Here is a 17,683-nt window from a genome sequence, read left to right as displayed (position 1 = left end):
TGAATAGCTGCTTCTGGTCGTTCTCTGCTGATCAATTGACGTGAGTTTTCCAGCTGCCAGCTTCGCCCCGCCAGATTTGACCTCTGGCAGGGCGACGGAGCCAAAGGATTGCGTCTTTATTCGCAGGCCGTTGGCGTGCAGCAGCTTGCTTTCTGTGCTGAATACGCTGGCAGTGGCTCCTGCTATTTACAGCAGCTAGCTTGGGCAGGCGTCGCAGGTGCGCAACAGCTAGAAGTTTCTTCCTGCTCCTCGAACTGAAGGCTGCAGACACCGGTTTCAGGCAGTTCGAGCTCAACACGCCGAGCAGCATCCCAGTCGCCCGCAAGTCCAGCCACGATTGAGCGGACCTGCTCATACCCTGTAATCATCAAGAAAGTCGGTGCACGACCGTAGCTCTTCATGCCCACGATAAAGATGCCTTCGTCAGGATGGGATAGCTCATCGATGCCATGGGGGCGAACGGTACCGCAACTGTGCTCGTTCGGATCGATTAGCGGAGCCAACTGGACAGGGCTTTGAGTGGCGGGGTCAATTGCCAGTCGTAGCTCGCCCAGGAGCTGCAGATTTGGGCGGAAGCCAGTGGCCACGATGATTTCATCCACCTCTGGCAGAGGTTGGCCATTGCTGTGCACGACGAGACCCTGTTCGGTGGTGTCGACCCGGCTGATGGAAATATCCTGGTACAGCGAGATCTTTCCTTGTTCGAGCAGTGCACGAATTCGCAGACCCAGGCTGCCACGTTCGGCCAATTTGTCATTGGCACCACCCCCTAGAATTTTGTCTAGTGAGTGTCCGCGGATCGCCCACGAAACCTGAGTACCGGGCAGTTGGGCCAGATCCTGAAGAGCGTTGAATGCCGAGTGTCCGCCGCCGACAACCAGTACTCGGCGCCCGAGGTAACGATTGTGTGCCTTGCCACTCACATCTGGAAGGCCATAGGCAATGCGCGCTTTAGCGCTCAGCTCTCCCAATGCCGGAATGCCAGAGGCGCCCATCCAGTTGGGGGTCTCGTACGTGCCCGAGGCATCTATGACTGCGCGAGCCTGGATGTCTTGCTCGCCCTTCGGCCCCTGAACGCGCACTAGGAACGGGGCAACTGCGCGGCCTTTGGTTTTCTGTACGTCGGCGCCGACTTTTGTGACAGCAGTGACGCGGGTGTTCAAATGAAGTCGTTCCTTGATAGCCGGCAGCGCAGCTAGCGGAAGTAGGTAGTAATCCAGCAGTTCACGTCCTGTGGGGTACGTGTCGGATTTAGGAGCTTGCCAGCCCGTTGCCGCCAGTAACTTTGCGGCCTCCTTGTCCACGTTGTATTCCCAGGGTGAGAACATACTGACGTGGCTCCATTGGCTGATGCTTTCTCCAGCCTGGCTGCCTGCTTCAAAAATGATTGGGTCCATGCCCCGAGCCAGTGCGTGCGCAGCAGCCGCCAGCCCCACGGGGCCGGCGCCGATGATTACGATGGGAAGATTAGATTGGCTCATGCTCGTTCTCCTGTGTCAGGTTGGTTGGAGGGGAAGACTCGTTCAACGATGGCGCAATCCAGCCAGCGGCCTTCAAGGCGAGCGTGCTTTTCGTAGACGCCGACCTTTCGGAAACCGCAGGATTGGCAGAGCGCGAGGCTCGCTTCGTTGAACGTGAAAATTCGGGAGAGGACTTTCCAGAATCCACGTGCCTCTGCCTCGCTCAGTAATGCGTTTAGTAATGCTTTACCGATGCCGCGCCTCCGGGCATCACGCCGCAGGTAGATCGAGAAGTCGGCGATCCCGTCATAGCAGGACCGCGCTCGATAGCTGCTCAGGTTTGCCCAGGCCACCACAGCACCGTCGAGCTCCGCGACCAGTACCGGATGGCGAGACATATCGGTAACCCAGGGCAGCACATCCTTGGCGGTACGCGGTTGGGTCTCAAAGGTGGAACTACGGTCTTCGATCCCCTGGTTGTAAATGTCGGCGATGGCCTGAACATCACCGAGTTGAGCGAGGCGGATATGCATCTGGCTTCCTTTTCGGTTGGTAGTAACAACAATATGGGTAAAAAAAGGGGTTTCCCCCTTCATTTTTCTTTCGGTTGGACCGGGCAACAGTCGTTAGCCAAGCCGCAACGGATCTCAGCGGCGCGGGTCAATTGACGCAGAAGCGTCAATGCTCCCTGCCGTACCTCGGGTGCCATGCTGTTGATCATTGCTTTCTCTTCAGCGATCAGATCAGCGCGAATTCGCTCATACAAGTCGGCGCCGGCGTCAGTGGCTTGGACGCGGACGGCCCGACGGTCTTCCGGATCTTCTACGCGAGAGACGTAACCTTTGCGCTCCAGCGTATCGACAACACGACTGGCAGTACTCTTGTCCAAGAACATCTCTTCTGCCAACGCCTGGAGGCGTAGCGGTCCCTGCTTCACCAACGTTTCCACGGCGTAGCACTGAGTGACGGAAACGTCGTAGCAGCAGATGCGGTCGCGATCCCTGAATTGGTAGACCCGCACCAACTGGTTCACCGCTTCATAAAGGGCTTCCGCATCCTGGCTCAGGTCGTCGTCAAGTTTGTTGGGCATGTCTTTTCCAATTGGTTGTTACCTACAACAATATGGGCGCTGATTGATTTCGTCAACTCTCCTACCATCAGATTGACCTGTCGACGCTTGGTCGACTACTTTGGTTGTCACTAACAACTATTAAAGTGGATTGCCATGACTCGACTTGAATCGCACCTGCCAGTTAGCGTGAACAGCGTACGGTTGGTGGTCGCTTTGGGCATCACCCAAATCTTGGCGTGGGGGTCGACGTTCTACCTGCCGGCAGTCCTGGCTGGGCCGATTGCTCGGGACATGGGCTGGTCTCTGTCGTCTGTCGTAGGTGGCCTGTCCGGGGGCATGCTGGTTGCGGGCATTTGCTCACCTCTTGCCGGTCGATTGATTGATCGGCGCGGAGGGCGTGCTGTACTTGTCTTCAGTTCGCTGATGCTGAGTGCAGGGCTGCTGGTGATGTCAGTGGCAAGTAATTTGTGGCTCTATTACCTGGCCTGGTCGCTACTTGGTTTGGCCATGGCCACCGGCTTGTACGATGCAGCGTTTGCCACACTGGGGACGCTGTTGGGAGAGCGGGCGCGGGGAGCGATCACGGGATTAACGTTGATTGGTGGGTTTGCAAGCACCGTCGGATGGCCCGCAATGGCCGCGCTGGAGTCCTGGATCGGCTGGAGAGAAACCTGCTTGGTGCTGGTTGCAGTGCATTTACTGGTCGGCCTGCCGATTCATTGGCTGGCAGTACCCAAGCCGCTCAACGCAGGAAGGGGGCCAGCGCCGGAAGCTCAGGAGCCCCTCACGCTGGACTATGGTAGCCGCCGACTATTTTGGCTCCTTGCAGGGCTGCTGACGATCATTGCCTTTGTGATGGCGAGCCTATCTGTCCACCTGCTGACCTCGCTTCAGCAACTGGGGCTTCCAACCGTCACGGTGTTGGCGGTTGGAATGGTCATCGGGCCCGCTCAGGTGGTGGCCAGGGTGTTGGAGTTTTCTATCGCGCGGCACCTTCATCCGACCTGGTCGTCTCGCGTCGGCGTCCTTGTGAGCCTCCTTGGCATTTGCCTGTTCATCCCGGGCGTGCCGTGGCTGGCATTCGTTGCTGCAGCGCTTTACGGCGCGGGTAATGGGATTCTCACCATCGCTAGAGGGACACTGCCTCTGGTGCTCTTTGGTCCCCAAGGATATGGCGCACGGATGGGAGCACTGGCGCGTCCCATGCTCCTAGCGCAAGCCGCCGGGCCATTTGCTGCGGCGTTTGTACTGAGTGGTCAGGGTGCATCATCAATGCTTGTGCTAATGGCGATTATGGTCGCTGTGGCGTTGTACGGCAGTCTCATGCTGCCCACGCGGCCATCAGCGTAATCATCCTTTCCTATGGCGACCGACTCGGGGGAACTGCGCTTTCATCTTGTCGGTTTCGAGGGTATGCAAGAGTGAGCGGCAACAAACTCACAAGTTGGGTATCGGGAACTGAAGTACTGGGTTACGGGAGGCAATGGTCAACGACCAGCGTGCTCGGGATATCGCCACATAGAAAAGCTTCGCGGCGGCCGTTTCTGTCAGGAAATGCGTGGCGTCCGGAATTAGCACATGGTCGTACTCAAGCCCTTTGAGCAGTAGAGGCGTCGATATTGTGCGCACTGTTGGCGCGCGCCCAGTATGACTCAACCGGTGCCGCACGGCTTCGCAGGCCACAACCAGGTTCACACGCCTTCCAGCTTCAAGGTCTTTGAGCGCTCGTTTTGCATCATTGAGCAACTCCGCGCGATAAGTCCTAGCCAGCGGATGAGCACGCTCACGTGTAATCACCTCTAGTGCATGGGTGGCTGAGCCTGTCTGACGCAAGGACTGCCAGGCCGCAACTATGGGCGCTGTGTAATCCGCTGATACTTCTCCATCAGCATTCGCCTGAGTCATGGTGTCGTTCAGGATGGCCCGAAGGGCGTTGGCTCGGTCATTGGGGGTTTGGGCCCCGTCCCACGCCGCAGCGAAATCCATCAGCCGTGCTGCGGCGATCTCTTCAATCGCTTGGTAAGCCCCGTTTGTGGATTGAGCCAGTCGGTTGCAGACTCCCCGCCGGCAATGAATCGCGGCCGTAGTTCCATCTCGTTGCTCGAGGCCATTGAAAAACAGCCCCATCTCGAAAGCGTCGTTACATGGCAGGAAATTCATTGGGCCCGTGCGCAGGTCCAGCGGTTGCCCGGTCATGAGCTGCTGTCGCGCGTAGGAAATCCACTGGCCTAATTCTGCGTTCGCAGTGTTCCACCGATGAGGCTCTGTCAGCTCGTAAGCGGTGGTGAAGCTGTTGTCGATATGCTCACTCCATCGGATCCGCGTTTCTACAAACTCGAAGATCCCCTGCATGGGGTCGCCGAACACTACAGTCGGGACGATCGAGGAGAGCGCCATAGCAATTCCATGCTGGTGTAGCTCACAATCCTGATATTCGTCTATCAAGATGCGGTCGTAAGATGCCTTGATGACGGTTTTGACCACCTCACTTTGTAGGATCCGAGCTGCCGACTCATATACCTGGTTCCACTGCGCTCCCCGTGGATTTGCAGGGGGAAAGTTCGCGAGGCGTGGGAAGGCCTGGACATACTTATTGGCCCAGGATGCGATGGTATCGACGGAGACGATTTCGGAGGGTATTTGCAGCCTGTTGAGTCTGGCTCGTAACGCATGAACACCGGCGTGCGTGTGCGTTAGGATCAAGGTCCGACGGCCTAAGGCAGAGGCTCTGGCCAGGAGCTCGGTTTTGCCGTGGCCGGCCGGGGCTATGATCGCTCGACGGGTTAAATCCCAGATCGCACGGGGCTCAGGCATACAACCAACGCTCCACGCTTGAAAGACATTGTGAGAGCGGGCTTTGAGGTACTCGGGCAATCACCTGGTTAATAGCCGGTGCTAAGGCGCGCCCGCGAGCTTCAGTCTTGAACCAATTGTTGGACACTGCGACTGCGCTCAAAGCGGTCCTCTCGTGGGCGTCGTCTCCAACCATGTCCCACTCCGCAAACGGGGCCTGTGGATTGAGGCCAGGTATGGCCCGCACCAATTGGTCTCTGACGTTGTGCTCGTTTATGAAGCCTCGGACGAGTCCAAGCAAGACGTCTATCAACTCATCAGGAGCAGCGTGGAAAATTGCCTGCTCAGTATTGAGGCCCTCTGCATACTCGATGATCTGCACATTTAGTTCTTGGAGGGCCCGACGCCATCTCGCGTCGAGGGGACGATCAGAATCTCGGAATAGCGCAACCGGATACCCAAGGATTGCTAACGCACGAGCCAAAGGAGGTGCTGCAGCTCCTCTACCGTCAATGATAGCTGCGCCGTGGTGCTCAACCGGGACATCACCGTGACGTGCTGGATAAAAATCTCTCAAGCCCAGCATCAGTCCGAGCTCTGTTGCCCCTTCGCAAATCAATATCCGCCGCCCAAACAAAGATCGCGGGGAGTGCTTCATGATGGGCGTTAGGTCACCAGCCAGTGATGCCTGTTGCAGGCTAAGGGTGCGGGTCGCTTGGTTCTTGCGCATGATAAACAGTGAGGTGGCGTTCAGTTCACTGATAACGACATCCGAGTGCGTGGTCATCAGAATCTGCCCGATTGGGCGGTGCTGTTGAGCAGCGTCGGCTTGTGAGCGTTTGAGCTGGGACACTGCCCCTAAAATACGATGCGGCTCCAAACCCTGTTCAAGCTCGTCAACCAGGACGATGGCACCTTCCTGCAGTGCGGATCGCTGGACCGCTAGCGTGGCCAGCCGGCGCGTTCCCAGGCCGGCCAATCGTAATGGGACGGTGCCGTCATGCAGGGCAATGGAGCCCGAGTTGAAGCCTCCACGGCCCAACTCCAAGTCTGGCCGGTACCCATTGTTGATATAGGCTCCGATTCCGCGCGCATAGCCTTCTGCGGCCTGCGCTGTTTCAACAAGTTCTTGGATGGAGTCGAGATTCGCGTTCTGCCTGGCGGACCGGTACGCGGTTGCCAGTTGTTGGGCTGCTCCCTCGGCACGACCAGTCATGCGAGCAAGCATTGAACCTTGCGCCCAGGTCAGATGCCTAGATTCTTCTCCCGCGAGACGGACCAGACAAAACATGGATCGATCGCGGTTAGACAGGATGCGCGGTACAGCGTATCGCTCACAAATCAGCGCCCAAACTGGCTCCATCGTGGCATCCACCGAGAGGCGCACTGTTAACGCAGGATCATCACCGTCCTCTGGTTCATCGTGGATGGTTCCATCTGGGCTGATGCCCCGGATGTACAAGCCGAAGCGATTGTCTGCCAGCAGCGCCTGCGACAACTCGGTAACCGTTACCTCGACCTGGATCTCTTGTTCGGTATCTCCGCCAACGAAGTCGGCCTCGGAAAACGTGATCCATCGCGGTGACAGAACTGCTTCTGTAGCATCTAGTATGGTGGTTTTCGAGCTATCGCCTGGCCCGATGATGCAGCAGATAGGTTCGGCACCTGGCGTCCAGCGGAGTGCGGTGATACCACGGAAGTTTTGGATCTGGACGTGTGCAATGCGCATTGGCAATCCCTTGCTCTCACTGGTTTGATCAGAGGAGCTTTGGCCGTGCGTAATGGCCTTGTACTCCGCTCATCAGCCTAGCTCAAAGCTGTCTCGGTGCGAGGGAGATGCTGTCGACTAGGTGGGATCGTCGATGTCTTCCTACTTGAGCGTGAGTGTTAAGGGCATTCCTAATCAAGTTGACCTGGCAGCTCACTATCGCTACAGCAGGGTTTACTCGGTCGTGTCATCCCGATGGTATCCGGATAGCGCTCCCCGGCCTGATGCGCAAGTCCCTGTGCAGCGAGCGCACTTAGGCCAGTCTGCAGGCAGTAGCCGACTACTACGACACGCGTGTAGTGGGCTTTAGTGTCGAGTAGTGACGTGTCACGCGGCCAGTACGCGTTAATGCGTCGCAGATCAGGCACCGTCGCATGCACGTGGTAAAGTGCCCGCAGTTTCGCCGGCAAAACCGCCGCGAAGCGCGGGCACAAAAAAACCGCCTGGACGGGCGGTTGATTTGTGCAGTTCCGAATGGACGTTCGGAATTGCGGCGTACTGAAACAGACGACAAATCGATCATAAATTACGATTCGTTCGCTGCGCAATGGCCCCGCGTAACCTTGCGTAGCTATCACCGCTGATCACGCCGGTTAACAGAGCGTTTATTGGTAGCATTGGCCCACAACTAGAAAAGCGAACTTCGCCGAATGAGCGGATATCACGCAGCGAATATCGCGCTAGCGAAGAAGTCGTAAGGATTCTAGGAACGCCACTCGCCGGGCGCGTCAAGGGTTTTCCATTGATCTGAAAAATAAACTTCAAAAATACGTAAAAGTACTTTTTCCGGTCAGGGGTTTTGCGGTATCAAGTACGGCAATGGCATTGCATGCCTTTGGGACCCTTCACCGCGTCTGGACAACGCGCCGGGAAGGAAGGGCCAACAGTTTCCCTGACGTACTGAAACAGACGACTCTTTTTCAGTAGCCGCACGCTCTGCCCGGTAAGGGCGTGCCGCGTCGGGATTCCTATCAAGGAACCTTTCCTATGGAACGGCGTTCGATCTTCTGCCGGATCTGGCAGGGGCTATGCGTGGCGGCGAGTGTCGTCAGTGTCGGTCGGGCGGTTGGCTGGCTACTGGATCTATTCTAAATGCGCTGACCGGTCATGACCTAGACCCTGCCTTCGGGTGGGGTTTTTTGTGCCGGAAGGTAATTATGATTCTGGTACCGATTCGAGTGCCCACTTTGGGCTCTGGATAAGCAAACGTCAGCGAGGTGCCTAAAAGATGTGGGCTTACGCCATACCCGCCTTGCGCGGACTGGGGAGCGAAGGGCATTTGCTCGATGCGTTTGGTCGAGGTGATACGTTATCCATCGTTGCCAGCACCAATGCAAATGGTAGTCCGCGGGTCAAAAGGAGTGCGCCCGGTGGTTAGATAGCGTGCAGTTTGGCAGTCATTCTGCTGGTGATCGATCCTGCCATCCCATGACACTCAGCTCTTCGTGAATCTGAGTCATCAAAATCGACACGTCTAATTGTTCCTGAACCAAATAGGTAGCCACTAGCAGCGTCAAGGGATGAATATCCAATACTGCTGAAATGGCATCAACCTTTTCGATGGTTGGGGATTTTAAGCCACGCTCAAGAGTGCTCATGTACGTTCGACTGCTAACGTCAGAGAAGTCCTCCTGGGTCTTTTTTTGAAAATTGCGGATCCGCTTCAAAGCCTCGCCGAATGCGGCATTCAGTTCCATTTGTGACACCTGGCAAAAGGAACGATGAAGCGCCAGCGAACACTTTAGGGCTACAATCTATAGTGTTCATTTTAAAGCCAGAGGTCTCTATGTTCCTCACCTTCGAGCATGCAGAAGCACCCATCGGGGCCCTGGTGCGGGGCGGCCACATGTGGCGCTACGTGGAGTACCTAACTGAACACCCTTGGTTCTATGTCACCCTGCTCGAGCCTGATGGCGATTTGTTGCGCCGCGCCGTGTACCTAATCCCCTTGCTGGAGGACTTGCTAGAATTGGCACAAGCAGGCGATCAAGGCTGGTCCATTCTTCAAGTCTTTATGGTTAGTCCTGGTGGACTCAACGGTTCCGGCAATTGGAAAATGGATGAGTTGATCGAAATCACACGAGTCCATGCGTCCGAACGCCAATGCTTGATATACAGCGTCCATCCGGAAGTTGATTACTTTGAGGGTGATTTCGCTCGCGAGGCGTCTGAAATGGAAACTGAGGTTATTTTCAGCCTTCGGGACAATGACTCCGTTCGACAGCGACCCTCCGCATGACCAGTCCCCAAGTGAGGTGCGTGCCTTCTAGCCGAGTGGGGAGGGCATACCTAGATTGTGAATTTACCTCGCTGGATGATTTTTATGAGCTCATAAGTTTGGCGCTGGTTGTACCTTCAGGGCCTGAGTTTTATGTCGAAATTGAAGAAGGCTGGCATCGCAATGACTGCACGAATTTTGTGCAGCGAGTAGTGCTTCCCCAACTGGACTGGGACAGGTACGGCTTATCTGTGTCCGCGGCGACGAAGGCCCTTCAAAAATGGCTGGGGCAGTTTGATCGTCTTGAAATCATATCCGACGCCCCTCAATGGGATTGGCCGTTATTGGTGCGTTTAGCCGGTCCAAAGGGCTTACCCAAAGGCATTGTTGCCAGCTCGATCTCTTACGCACACCAAGCTTTATTGAGAAATGTGGAGTTTCCGCACCACGCACTTCTGGATGCGAGATTGATCGCTCAAATTATCGAATCGTTGGATGAGTCAGACAACGGCTAAACGATTGGAGCTTTCGCTTTTTAGCAGCTCAAAGCGGTAGACAACACTACCAGTGCAAATAGCGTCGATTGCCTGCATCCTAGCTCTGAAAATACTATTTCGGTAAATAATGTGGATGTGGTCAGCTCGTAGCGTCGTCAAAATATTTTCTAGGATCAATAGCATCTTCAGTCATTAGTTGCGCTGCTCTGATTATTATTTGGATTAGTAGATTATTCTCTGAGCGGACTTCTTCCAGCTTGATTTCAAGGCTGCGAATTCGCATGTCATTAGTTTTGCGGCCTAGATTTTTATTCTCTTTAAGGAAGGTTTGTGTAGAGCTATATAGGAGTCTAACTTCTTTATCTCTCCATAGCGTTTGTCTGCTGACACCAAGCTGGTGGGCAAGGCCTGCTTGTGTTAGTACCCCTTGAGTCTGTCCATTTTGATAGCCCATAAGAATGACTATGGCTTTTTCTGTCCAGTTCTTTTGCTGTCTCATTGTGGTCAGGCCTTCTCTGCGATTAAGTAAACTGCTAGCGCTGCCTTGCAGCTGGTTATCATGTCGCAAATAAAAAGTATGTGTTGGTCAAGCGCTTGGCTGGTGTTTAACTCTGCCTTTATGTTTGCTGTGATTTCAGCATGATTGCCAAATATGGCTTTGAACATCTTTTCATAATTACAAAGCAGGTTTTCAATTGCGGCTTTGGCCTCTAAATCATTAGGGTTAAGATGGAAGGATTTACAGCCGGTTTCCGTTCCGAAACCCCTTACGCACATTAAACCCTTGTCACACGGGCTAATGTAAAGCTCACGGGAGCATCCACCCCACGGCGTAAAATTTAAAATTGTGAGCTGTTCAACTACCATATTTTCGATTTCGCTATCAGATATTGACTCCTCGCGCCACCGAATAATTTGTTTTCCTAAATAATCTTGAGGGGGATCATCGGTCAAGTACATCGATCTAACGTACTCTGCTCGCTCTTTAGCTGTACGGTAATCGTACTGACGGCTCTGGCGTGGAGTTCGTCCCATCCACAAATCAACAGCTGTCTCAGACGGACCGGCTCGAAGAATTGCGGTTGTGACCCAGCGGCGAATTTGGTGAGGAGAGATTGAAAATATTTGACCATCTTGACCTCTTAACTCTAGTCGTTGAAATATTGTTTTTTTCGAAGAGTTTGAGGAAAGATAGTTATAGAGGTCAGCCCTGAAAATGGGTCTAGGAATGATGCCTTGCTCCGAGAAGGAGTTGAATTGGTTCTCCCAGATTACAATAAGATTTTCACTCAACTTGTTAGGGTGGCCTCTGGGAGAGTGCTTCGCATGATAAGGAGATTCCTCACCATCGGTAGGCATTGGAAATTGCTCTTCGAAATGACGCTGCAAGTGGAATCTATATTTTTTTTCTAAGGCCCGCATGAATAATTTTACGTTTATGACCAAAGAGGGGACGCCACCGCCTTCACCTCTTTTTGAAAGCATAAGTTCCCTGATATAGCTCCATTCTTTTGTAATTGCACAGAGTTGTTCGTGTTGTGGCTGAATGCCAGGCTTAAAAAGTCCTTCGTTGACCAGCCTTTTAAGAAATTGTCGAAGGTGTTCGATGAACCACTTACTTTTGCTTATAGATGCTTTTGAACTTTTGGTGTGTATTCCTATGTCAAGCACAGATACGCTGTAGCACTTTTTTTTGTAGCTATTCAAGTAACTCGACCAGTCCCAGTTTGCTATACGTTTGTCTATCCAGACCGCAAGTCGTGCGGCTGTTACTCTGGGAAGATCAGTAGAGCAGCTATGAAAACGTCCGCCGTGCGTCATTTCTTTACTCGAAATTGGAAAGCATTCTGTTATTTCTTCTAAAAAATAGTAATGCTCAAGGGGCATGTCTAGTGACGAAATTTGATCCACAGCACCGGGGTCTAAGGGGTGTTTTTCTCTGTGGGCAGCTAATGTCTTTTCTACAAAAGAAAATCCAGTCTCTTCAATTTCGAGCGCTCGATTCCTAGCACCTTGGCAGCACTCCATTAAATATTCGTAGGCTTCTGTGAGCGGGGCGCTCCACAAGTCAGCGACCGGTACTGCGCTTGGTAATATATTTTTTTCAATCGGCACGCGGACAAAAGTTGTGCCAGTATCGCGGTCATTGATCAGGCAATTTGCCGGCAAATTTGTTATTTCGCCAACTCGCAATCCTAGCGCCATGCCGAAGCAGGTAGCCTCCAAGCGTATTCTATCGAAGCCATATGATGGTTCGAGACTTGGATCGCTTTTAACTAACCATCTCGCTTGCGCAATCCCGCGGTACAGGTCGGGTGCGAAAAGCTTTCCAGCGCGTTCAGAAAACTCGTCTGACGTGATCTCTAGTGAACTGCGAGTCGGGTTGGGTATGCCGCTCGTCCATCTGATAAACCTGTCAAGAAAGCGAAGTGTCACTCCATCAACCGTGGTATTCAGTTGGTTAAGAAAGTCTACGAACGCTTTAAGGGCATTGGCTCGGTGATAAACTGTACTTTTTGAATGGTCGATCTTAATTGAGTTTACCGTAAGATCGAAGACTTTGCGTGTTAAGTCATTCCATTGAATAGACTGTTTATCCATAACTTCAGAAAGGTGCCTGATCGCACTCATGCGCCCTATGAGTAACGCTGCTGATGGAAGCTTAATCATCTCTTTAACTATGAAGCAGCGAGCAAGCTGTCCAATGACACTTGGTAATGGTGTTTGGTAGCGATTTTGTTTTCGCCCCTGTTCGATTGAGGTGAAAAGAATATTGCTAGAGTTGTACTGCCAAATCTTGTCTTCGAATTCACCTGATACTAATCCACTTTCTTTAAGGTTAAGAAACTGTTGTTCTGCTAGTCTGTATCGTGCATTCAAGACCTCCATTGATATGCTCAATTGGCCAACTCCTTCACGGCGATAATTATGGATTTAGCCCCGTGTATGGCCGCTTCGACTTGCTGAGCCATTGCTCCCGTAGAGCTACTGCCTAACATTGCCTGAAATTTGGTAATTCCAGCTAAAGCAGCTTCGTGATCAGCATGGCGGTTGGGTCTAAATTTGGGGCAGGCGTAGCATGTCACTGTTGGGTGAAAGGGACATGGTTCAGTGGCGCTGCACCTACCTAAGCTACTGATTGTCTTTAATGTTGATTCTTCAGAAGCTGCTTCCATGAACCTTCCGCACCACATCTGGACCGCCGCATTAATTTCTGGGCTTGCCATGTGTGTGGTATTTATGAATTCCTGTAGCTCAATGTTGTAACGGAAATAATGTTTGATGGAATTTATATTTTGATGGTCTAGCGCTTCCGCGACCTCCTCCGGCGTTGCTCCAGAGAGAACCATCGATGTGGCTTTTGTTCGACGCAGTCTGTATGCCGAAATACGCATGTAAGGAGCGACACCTTGATTGCTCCTGTGTGGGTCGAATAACTTTAGAGTCCATGTAAGCGAAACCAATTCAGCGCTTAAGCGGTGATTGTCCTGGTGTAGCGTGTAGGGCATCAATTTTGGATTAGTTAAAAAACGGAGGAGACGCAATTCTGTTTTATGGGTGGCCGGGAACAAAGGTGTGGGTAAAGTCTGTGCTTGTATGCCGTACTTGACACACAGTTGCTGTATCGATATCGATGCGTCTTGAGTTTGCTCTTCCGCTAACTTGCATTGTTGCTGGACGGCTTCTGCGGTATCGTTGGCAATGTAGCGTTTTACTAGGTTGCTTGGGTGGCGTCTCAGTCTTGAGCGTCGAATCCCCTTTACGCTCGGCACCATGACAAATGGGCCACTTTCATCAATGCCAAAATCTGATACCTGCATGAGCGCTAATTGAATAGGGCGAATTCCCCAATCACGAGCAAGAAGAAAAAGAGTTCGTTGGCGTTGAGTTACGCTCTCGTTGGTCGAAATATGCATTTCGATGTGAGCAAGCTGCACTCTAGTGAATGGGCCGGAGTCTTCATCACGCATCGTAACTAGGTGCCGGTTGTCAAAGGCTGTCACTGTTATTTGTGATAACTCAAGATTGTCGTGCTCATTGAACCCTGGAAGCCCTTCTTCCAAGCACCAACGATAGAACACACGAATGGCGACCATTTCCGCCTCGCAACCAGATACTTTGAGTCTAATACATTCACGTAAGGCGAAAATAGATACTTCTTTACCAATTTGTTCTGGGGTGTCGCCTGGGAAAAGCTGTTGTAGCATAATTCGCTGCACAACAATTAGCGGTCTCAGATCGATATGGGTTTGAATACGGTCTATGAACCATCCTCTAAGAAGCCACTCAATATAGACGTTGTGGTGAAGAAGATTGCTCCACACGATGTTGGTTGGCGCGCATCCAATTTTTTCTATTATTAGTGTGTCAACCCATACGTTGCCATCGCAAATATTTATGGTTTGGCCAAATGTAGATTGAACCTGGAGCGGGAGCGGGTCTGTCTCAATACCAAAGTTGCTCTCTATTTCATACGCCAACTCTATCGGTGAAAGGGTTTTCATTTATTTCACCCTGCGATTTTAGGCTGTCTGAGCTTCTGATGATTTCCCCAAGGCGATCTGATATTGACTGTCTAGAGTACCTTTGAACACTTCCGCTGTTCGGGCTCCAACCGCCAAGATAAGCAAGTGAGTCTTTAATATTTATACTGGGGTGACCGCTTTTTTCAAATCGTTTACGGGCAACGTTTGTACCGGTGGACCTGAGTCCGTGCGGATGAATTCGTGTTGAAAAATTTTTCAGTCCGAGGTTGGCTGCGACGGTGCGGAGAATAGTGTTTATGGTTCGAGCAGATAGGCGGCGACCATCGCGAGAACTAACAAAAAGGGCAGTGCAAGGCCTTTTGGGTTTAAGAAATTTTCCGCGGTACTGCGATATGTACTCGTTAAGAACCGTTGCCAGTGACATGCTGATTGGAATTTCCCGTCCTAGAGTCTTTAGGCTCGCACCGTCTCTTCTTCGTTCCCTGTTGACATCATTTGGTTGTTTGATTCGAATAGTCGGGGATGGGCCAAGATCAACGTCGGTTAATTCAATAAGTACTGCCTCGCCGCGCCTGGAAAGTGTTTCAATCATGACCAGAAACAGGCAGTAGTTTCGAACTTTGAGTTCTGGAGTGGAGAAAGGATTTTTCGGGTTGTCAGGGTCTAGTGCGCTTTTAAGTATAAGCTGCTCATCTGAATTTAAGGCCGTTGATGGTAGCGGCGGTTCGGATTGTTGCGCAATCCTGTGCATTTTCTTCTGCAGATTTCGGAGATTTTTGGATTTATTTTTATCGGCTTGAATTTGTTCCATGAGGCTGAGCCGATTGAGCTCTACGTAATGCTCGAATGAGAAATCTATGAAAGATTTGATTGATTCAAGCCGTCGGGCGCAGGTCGATTGACTCGCATTAGAACCTTGCTTAGTGGCGCAGAGACATTGTGCAAGTGACGTCAACTCCATTGAGGAAAAGACCGCCAAGCGCTCTAGCTTTGTCTCCAGCGGCGCTCCTCGTGAAAGCGCCCACTCATAAGCGATGGCAACGTCACGTAGGTAGCTCTCAACGGTATTGAGACGAGACTTGTGAAGCAAATCCTCAGCCCAGAGGTTTGCTAGGATCACCGGAGTACTGCCAATCAGTAGGAAGGGGCGGAGACCTGAGGTCGAGGTTCGGATCACTCGAATTTCGCAGAAAGGATGGACTGGCATAGGGGGCTCCAGCTCTGCAACGTTTCTGAGCATATACCATAACTGCCACAACCATCCCTCAGGTGTTTCAGAGCCTAGCCAGGCCGACGTGTTGCTGACACTTCGGCTCAAGGAAGCCCTGGATTTGGTGGATGTCCGCTTGCTAGACCACTTCATCATTGGTGAAGGTGAGCCCTTGTCGATGGTCGAGAAAGGCTGGTTCACGGCATGAAGATCGCGGGGCAAGCCCGCTCCCACAAAGGCTGTGCAAAACCCGGTGGGAGCGGGCTTGCCCCGCGATCGGCATCAGCGCGAAACACTCACTTTGGCAAAATCCTGCCGCCCAAACGGGCTCACCTGATAGCCCTGGACCGCGTTGCGCACCAACACCGCAGCAACCGGATGCGCCAGCGGCAGCCACAGCGCCTGCTGCTGAATGTGCGTTTGGGCCTGCTGGTACAAGCGACTACGCACGCTCTGGTCGGTGGTGGTCTTGCCTGCACTGATCAGCTGATCAAGGCGCGGGTCGCAGTAGCGGGCAAAGTTGGTCCCGGACTTCACCGCCGCGCAAGCGAACTGCGGGCTGAGGAAGTTATCCGGGTCGCCGTTGTCGCCGGCCCAGCCCATGAACAGCAGGTCATGCTCACCGGCTTTGGCGCGGCGAATCAGCTCGCCCCATTCAATGACGCGGATCTCGGCCTTGATGCCAATTTTAGCCAGGTCAGCTTGCAGCAGCTGCGCCCCCAGGCTTGGGTTGGGGTTGAGCAGGCTGCCTTGTGGACGAGTCCAGACGGTGGTGCTGAAGCCGTCTTTGAGCCCAGCCTTGGCAAGCAGCGCTTTGGCTTTGTCCAGATCAGTCGGGTAGCCCGGCAGATCCTTGGCGTAGCTCCAGGTGTTGGGCGGGTAAGGGCCGTTGGCGGCAACCGCAGTGCCTTCGAATACCGCTTTGAGGTAGGAAGCCTTGTCGAACGCCAGATTGATGGCCTGGCGCACCTCAGGCTTGTCCAGCGGCGCATGCTGACTGTTGATGGCAACGAAAGCCGTCATGAATGCATCGGTTTTTTCCACTTTCAGTGCGGAATCTTCGCTGGCAGCCGCAATATCCAGCGGCTTGGGCGACAGGGCGATCTGGCACTCGTTGCGCTTGAGCTTCTGCAAGCGCACGTTGGCATCCGGGGTGATGGCAAAGATCAGTGGATCAACCGCAGGTTTGCCAGCAAAGTAGTCCGGGTTGGCCCGGTAACGTATCACCGCGTCCTTCTGGAAGCGATTGAACACGAACGGCCCGGTGCCAATCGGTTGGCTGTTGAGCTTTTCCGGGGTTCCGGCCTTGAGCAACTGGTCGGCATATTCGGCAGAGTAGATCGACGCAAAGCCCATGCTCAAGGTGGCCAGGAAGGTAGCGTCCGGATGATCGAGGGTGAAGCGCACGGTCAGTGGTTCTGGCGCCTCGATCTGCTTGATCAGGCTTGGCAGCTGCAGTGACTGGGCATGCGGATAGCCGCTCTGGGCGATTTTGTGCCAGGAGTGCGCGGGGTAGAGCATCCGTTGGAAGCTGAACAGCACATCATCAGCGTTCAGGGCGCGGCTGGGTTTGAAGTAGCCGGTGCTGTGGAACTTCACCTCAGGCCGCAACTTGAAGTCGTAGATCAGGCCGTCGGGCGAAACGGTCCAGCTTTCGGCCAGGCTCGGCACTACCTGGCCTTTCGTGGCATCGAACTCGACCAGGCGATTCATCAGCACATCGGCCGAGGCATTGGTGGTGGTCAACGAGTTGTACTGAACCACATCGAAGCCTTCAGGGCTGGCTTCGGTACACACACTCAATGCGGCTGCCTGAGCGAATGCCGGGCCGAGCAGGGTGGCGAACAACAGGGGTAGAGCGGCAGCACGCATGGTGATTCCTTGGCTGATCGATGGCCCATCTGCCAATGCAGTCTGGAAAAGTCCTACCCTAGTGCGCCACGCCAGAAATCGCCAACTCCTTTTTTGCCAATCGTGCGACGAGTGGTCGACATCCTTGAGAGCCAGTCGCTATGCTGGCCCGGCGTGTCGACCAGCATGTCAGAGCACATCTCCAGTTGTTGTGCTCTGGTCTTTCTGGTATAAAGCAGCGCTCTTTTCTAGGGGCTCGGCTTGTCGCATCTGCTGATTGAGTCGATAAGACCCTGAAGAAACACGGCGCCTAGCGCCAAAGACTAA

The 17,683-nt window shown here is 53.2% G+C and carries 14 protein-coding genes and 1 pseudogene; 4 read left to right on the top strand and 11 right to left on the bottom strand.

Annotated elements, in window-relative coordinates; genetic code table 11:
- Nucleotides 1-182: 182 nt before the first annotated feature.
- The 3 genes from ACP6KB_RS27105 to ACP6KB_RS27095 are packed head-to-tail and all read right to left on the bottom strand — an operon-like array spanning nt 183 to nt 2,550.
- Nucleotides 183-1,481, bottom strand: coding sequence for an NAD(P)-binding domain-containing protein (locus ACP6KB_RS27105; protein ID WP_442110823.1), 1,299 nt, complete (start codon nt 1,479-1,481; stop codon nt 183-185).
- Nucleotides 1,478-1,993, bottom strand: a complete 516-nt coding sequence (locus ACP6KB_RS27100; RefSeq protein ID WP_442110821.1) for an arsinothricin resistance N-acetyltransferase ArsN1 family A — start codon at nt 1,991-1,993, stop codon at nt 1,478-1,480. Before ACP6KB_RS27100 ends, ACP6KB_RS27105 begins: the two co-directional genes overlap by 4 nt.
- 59 nt (nt 1,994-2,052) lie before the next feature.
- On the bottom strand, nt 2,053-2,550 hold the full coding sequence (locus ACP6KB_RS27095) for a MarR family winged helix-turn-helix transcriptional regulator (protein ID WP_442110819.1): 498 nt from the start codon (nt 2,548-2,550) through the stop codon (nt 2,053-2,055).
- Between the two features lie 135 nt (nt 2,551-2,685).
- Between ACP6KB_RS27095 and ACP6KB_RS27090 the strand changes: the two genes are divergently transcribed.
- Nucleotides 2,686-3,882: an MFS transporter gene (locus ACP6KB_RS27090; RefSeq protein ID WP_442110817.1), complete on the top strand. Its 1,197-nt coding sequence runs from the start codon at nt 2,686-2,688 to the stop codon at nt 3,880-3,882.
- Between the two features lie 87 nt (nt 3,883-3,969).
- On the opposite strand, the gene ACP6KB_RS27085 is transcribed toward ACP6KB_RS27090, so the two are convergent.
- From ACP6KB_RS27085 to ACP6KB_RS27075, 3 genes are all read right to left on the bottom strand, one after another.
- Entirely contained in the window at nt 3,970-5,346 is a 1,377-nt protein-coding gene (locus ACP6KB_RS27085; protein WP_442110816.1) for a UvrD-helicase domain-containing protein, read from the bottom strand.
- Complete coding sequence (locus ACP6KB_RS27080; protein ID WP_442110814.1) at nt 5,339-7,054, bottom strand: ATP-dependent nuclease; 1,716 nt, start codon at nt 7,052-7,054, stop codon at nt 5,339-5,341. Before ACP6KB_RS27080 ends, ACP6KB_RS27085 begins: the two co-directional genes overlap by 8 nt.
- 1,436 nt (nt 7,055-8,490) lie before the next feature.
- A complete protein-coding gene (locus tag ACP6KB_RS27075; RefSeq protein ID WP_442110812.1) occupies nt 8,491-8,790 on the bottom strand; it encodes a helix-turn-helix domain-containing protein in 300 nt (99 codons plus the stop codon).
- Nucleotides 8,791-8,879: 89 nt separating this feature from the next.
- Between ACP6KB_RS27075 and ACP6KB_RS27070 the strand changes: the two genes are divergently transcribed.
- Together ACP6KB_RS27070 and ACP6KB_RS27065 are read left to right on the top strand one after the other, a co-directional pair.
- Nucleotides 8,880-9,332 carry a hypothetical protein gene (locus tag ACP6KB_RS27070; RefSeq protein WP_442110810.1) on the top strand — a complete coding sequence of 151 codons (453 nt, stop codon included), beginning with the start codon at nt 8,880-8,882 and terminating at the stop codon, nt 9,330-9,332.
- A complete protein-coding gene (locus tag ACP6KB_RS27065) occupies nt 9,329-9,826 on the top strand; it encodes a hypothetical protein (protein ID WP_442110808.1) in 498 nt (165 codons plus the stop codon). Before ACP6KB_RS27070 ends, ACP6KB_RS27065 begins: the two co-directional genes overlap by 4 nt.
- A 121-nt stretch (nt 9,827-9,947) precedes the next feature.
- Here the strand turns inward: ACP6KB_RS27065 and ACP6KB_RS27060 are convergent, their stop codons facing one another.
- The 4 genes from ACP6KB_RS27060 to ACP6KB_RS27045 are packed head-to-tail and all read right to left on the bottom strand — an operon-like array spanning nt 9,948 to nt 15,502.
- Nucleotides 9,948-10,307, bottom strand: coding sequence for a hypothetical protein (locus tag ACP6KB_RS27060; protein WP_442110806.1), 360 nt, complete (start codon nt 10,305-10,307; stop codon nt 9,948-9,950).
- 5 nt (nt 10,308-10,312) lie between these two features.
- Nucleotides 10,313-12,709, bottom strand: coding sequence for a hypothetical protein (locus tag ACP6KB_RS27055; protein WP_442110805.1), 2,397 nt, complete (start codon nt 12,707-12,709; stop codon nt 10,313-10,315).
- Nucleotides 12,706-14,313, bottom strand: a complete 1,608-nt coding sequence (locus ACP6KB_RS27050) for a site-specific integrase (protein WP_442110803.1) — start codon at nt 14,311-14,313, stop codon at nt 12,706-12,708. The genes ACP6KB_RS27055 and ACP6KB_RS27050 overlap by 4 nt, the downstream gene beginning before the upstream one ends.
- Complete coding sequence (locus ACP6KB_RS27045) at nt 14,279-15,502, bottom strand: tyrosine-type recombinase/integrase (RefSeq protein ID WP_442110801.1); 1,224 nt, start codon at nt 15,500-15,502, stop codon at nt 14,279-14,281. Before ACP6KB_RS27045 ends, ACP6KB_RS27050 begins: the two co-directional genes overlap by 35 nt.
- Before the next feature lie 46 nt (nt 15,503-15,548).
- On the opposite strand from ACP6KB_RS27045, the pseudogene ACP6KB_RS27040 reads away from it, so the two are divergent.
- Nucleotides 15,549-15,713: pseudogene (locus ACP6KB_RS27040) on the top strand (JAB domain-containing protein); the annotation flags it as partial.
- A gap of 74 nt (nt 15,714-15,787) precedes the next feature.
- Here ACP6KB_RS27040 and ACP6KB_RS27035 read toward each other — a convergent pair.
- The gene (locus tag ACP6KB_RS27035; protein WP_442110799.1) at nt 15,788-17,377 is read right to left on the bottom strand and encodes an ABC transporter substrate-binding protein; all 1,590 of its coding nucleotides are present in this window, start codon (nt 17,375-17,377) and stop codon (nt 15,788-15,790) included.
- Nucleotides 17,378-17,683 lie beyond the last annotated feature (306 nt).

Source organism: Pseudomonas sp. NUPR-001 (assembly GCF_052147955.1).
Taxonomy (GTDB): domain Bacteria; phylum Pseudomonadota; class Gammaproteobacteria; order Pseudomonadales; family Pseudomonadaceae; genus Aquipseudomonas.
The sequence above is the reverse complement of the archived record's forward strand: the minus strand, read 5'-3'. Positions and strand labels throughout refer to the sequence as shown.

Excerpts from the sequence above, each read along its gene's own strand:
- ACP6KB_RS27060 (WP_442110806.1), bottom strand. The coding sequence starts at position 10,307 with ATGAGACAGCAAAAGAACTGGACAGAAAAAGCCATAGTCATTCTTATG.
- ACP6KB_RS27035 (WP_442110799.1), bottom strand. The coding sequence starts at position 17,377 with ATGCGTGCTGCCGCTCTACCCCTGTTGTTCGCCACCCTGCTCGGCCCG.
- ACP6KB_RS27095 (WP_442110819.1), bottom strand. The coding sequence starts at position 2,550 with ATGCCCAACAAACTTGACGACGACCTGAGCCAGGATGCGGAAGCCCTT.
- ACP6KB_RS27090 (WP_442110817.1), top strand. The coding sequence starts at position 2,686 with ATGACTCGACTTGAATCGCACCTGCCAGTTAGCGTGAACAGCGTACGG.
- ACP6KB_RS27080 (WP_442110814.1), bottom strand. The coding sequence starts at position 7,054 with ATGCGCATTGCACACGTCCAGATCCAAAACTTCCGTGGTATCACCGCA.
- ACP6KB_RS27045 (WP_442110801.1), bottom strand. The coding sequence starts at position 15,502 with ATGCCAGTCCATCCTTTCTGCGAAATTCGAGTGATCCGAACCTCGACC.
- ACP6KB_RS27065 (WP_442110808.1), top strand. The coding sequence starts at position 9,329 with ATGACCAGTCCCCAAGTGAGGTGCGTGCCTTCTAGCCGAGTGGGGAGG.
- ACP6KB_RS27105 (WP_442110823.1), bottom strand. The coding sequence starts at position 1,481 with ATGAGCCAATCTAATCTTCCCATCGTAATCATCGGCGCCGGCCCCGTG.
- ACP6KB_RS27050 (WP_442110803.1), bottom strand. The coding sequence starts at position 14,313 with ATGAAAACCCTTTCACCGATAGAGTTGGCGTATGAAATAGAGAGCAAC.
- ACP6KB_RS27085 (WP_442110816.1), bottom strand. The coding sequence starts at position 5,346 with ATGCCTGAGCCCCGTGCGATCTGGGATTTAACCCGTCGAGCGATCATA.
- ACP6KB_RS27070 (WP_442110810.1), top strand. The coding sequence starts at position 8,880 with ATGTTCCTCACCTTCGAGCATGCAGAAGCACCCATCGGGGCCCTGGTG.
- ACP6KB_RS27075 (WP_442110812.1), bottom strand. The coding sequence starts at position 8,790 with ATGGAACTGAATGCCGCATTCGGCGAGGCTTTGAAGCGGATCCGCAAT.
- ACP6KB_RS27100 (WP_442110821.1), bottom strand. The coding sequence starts at position 1,993 with ATGCATATCCGCCTCGCTCAACTCGGTGATGTTCAGGCCATCGCCGAC.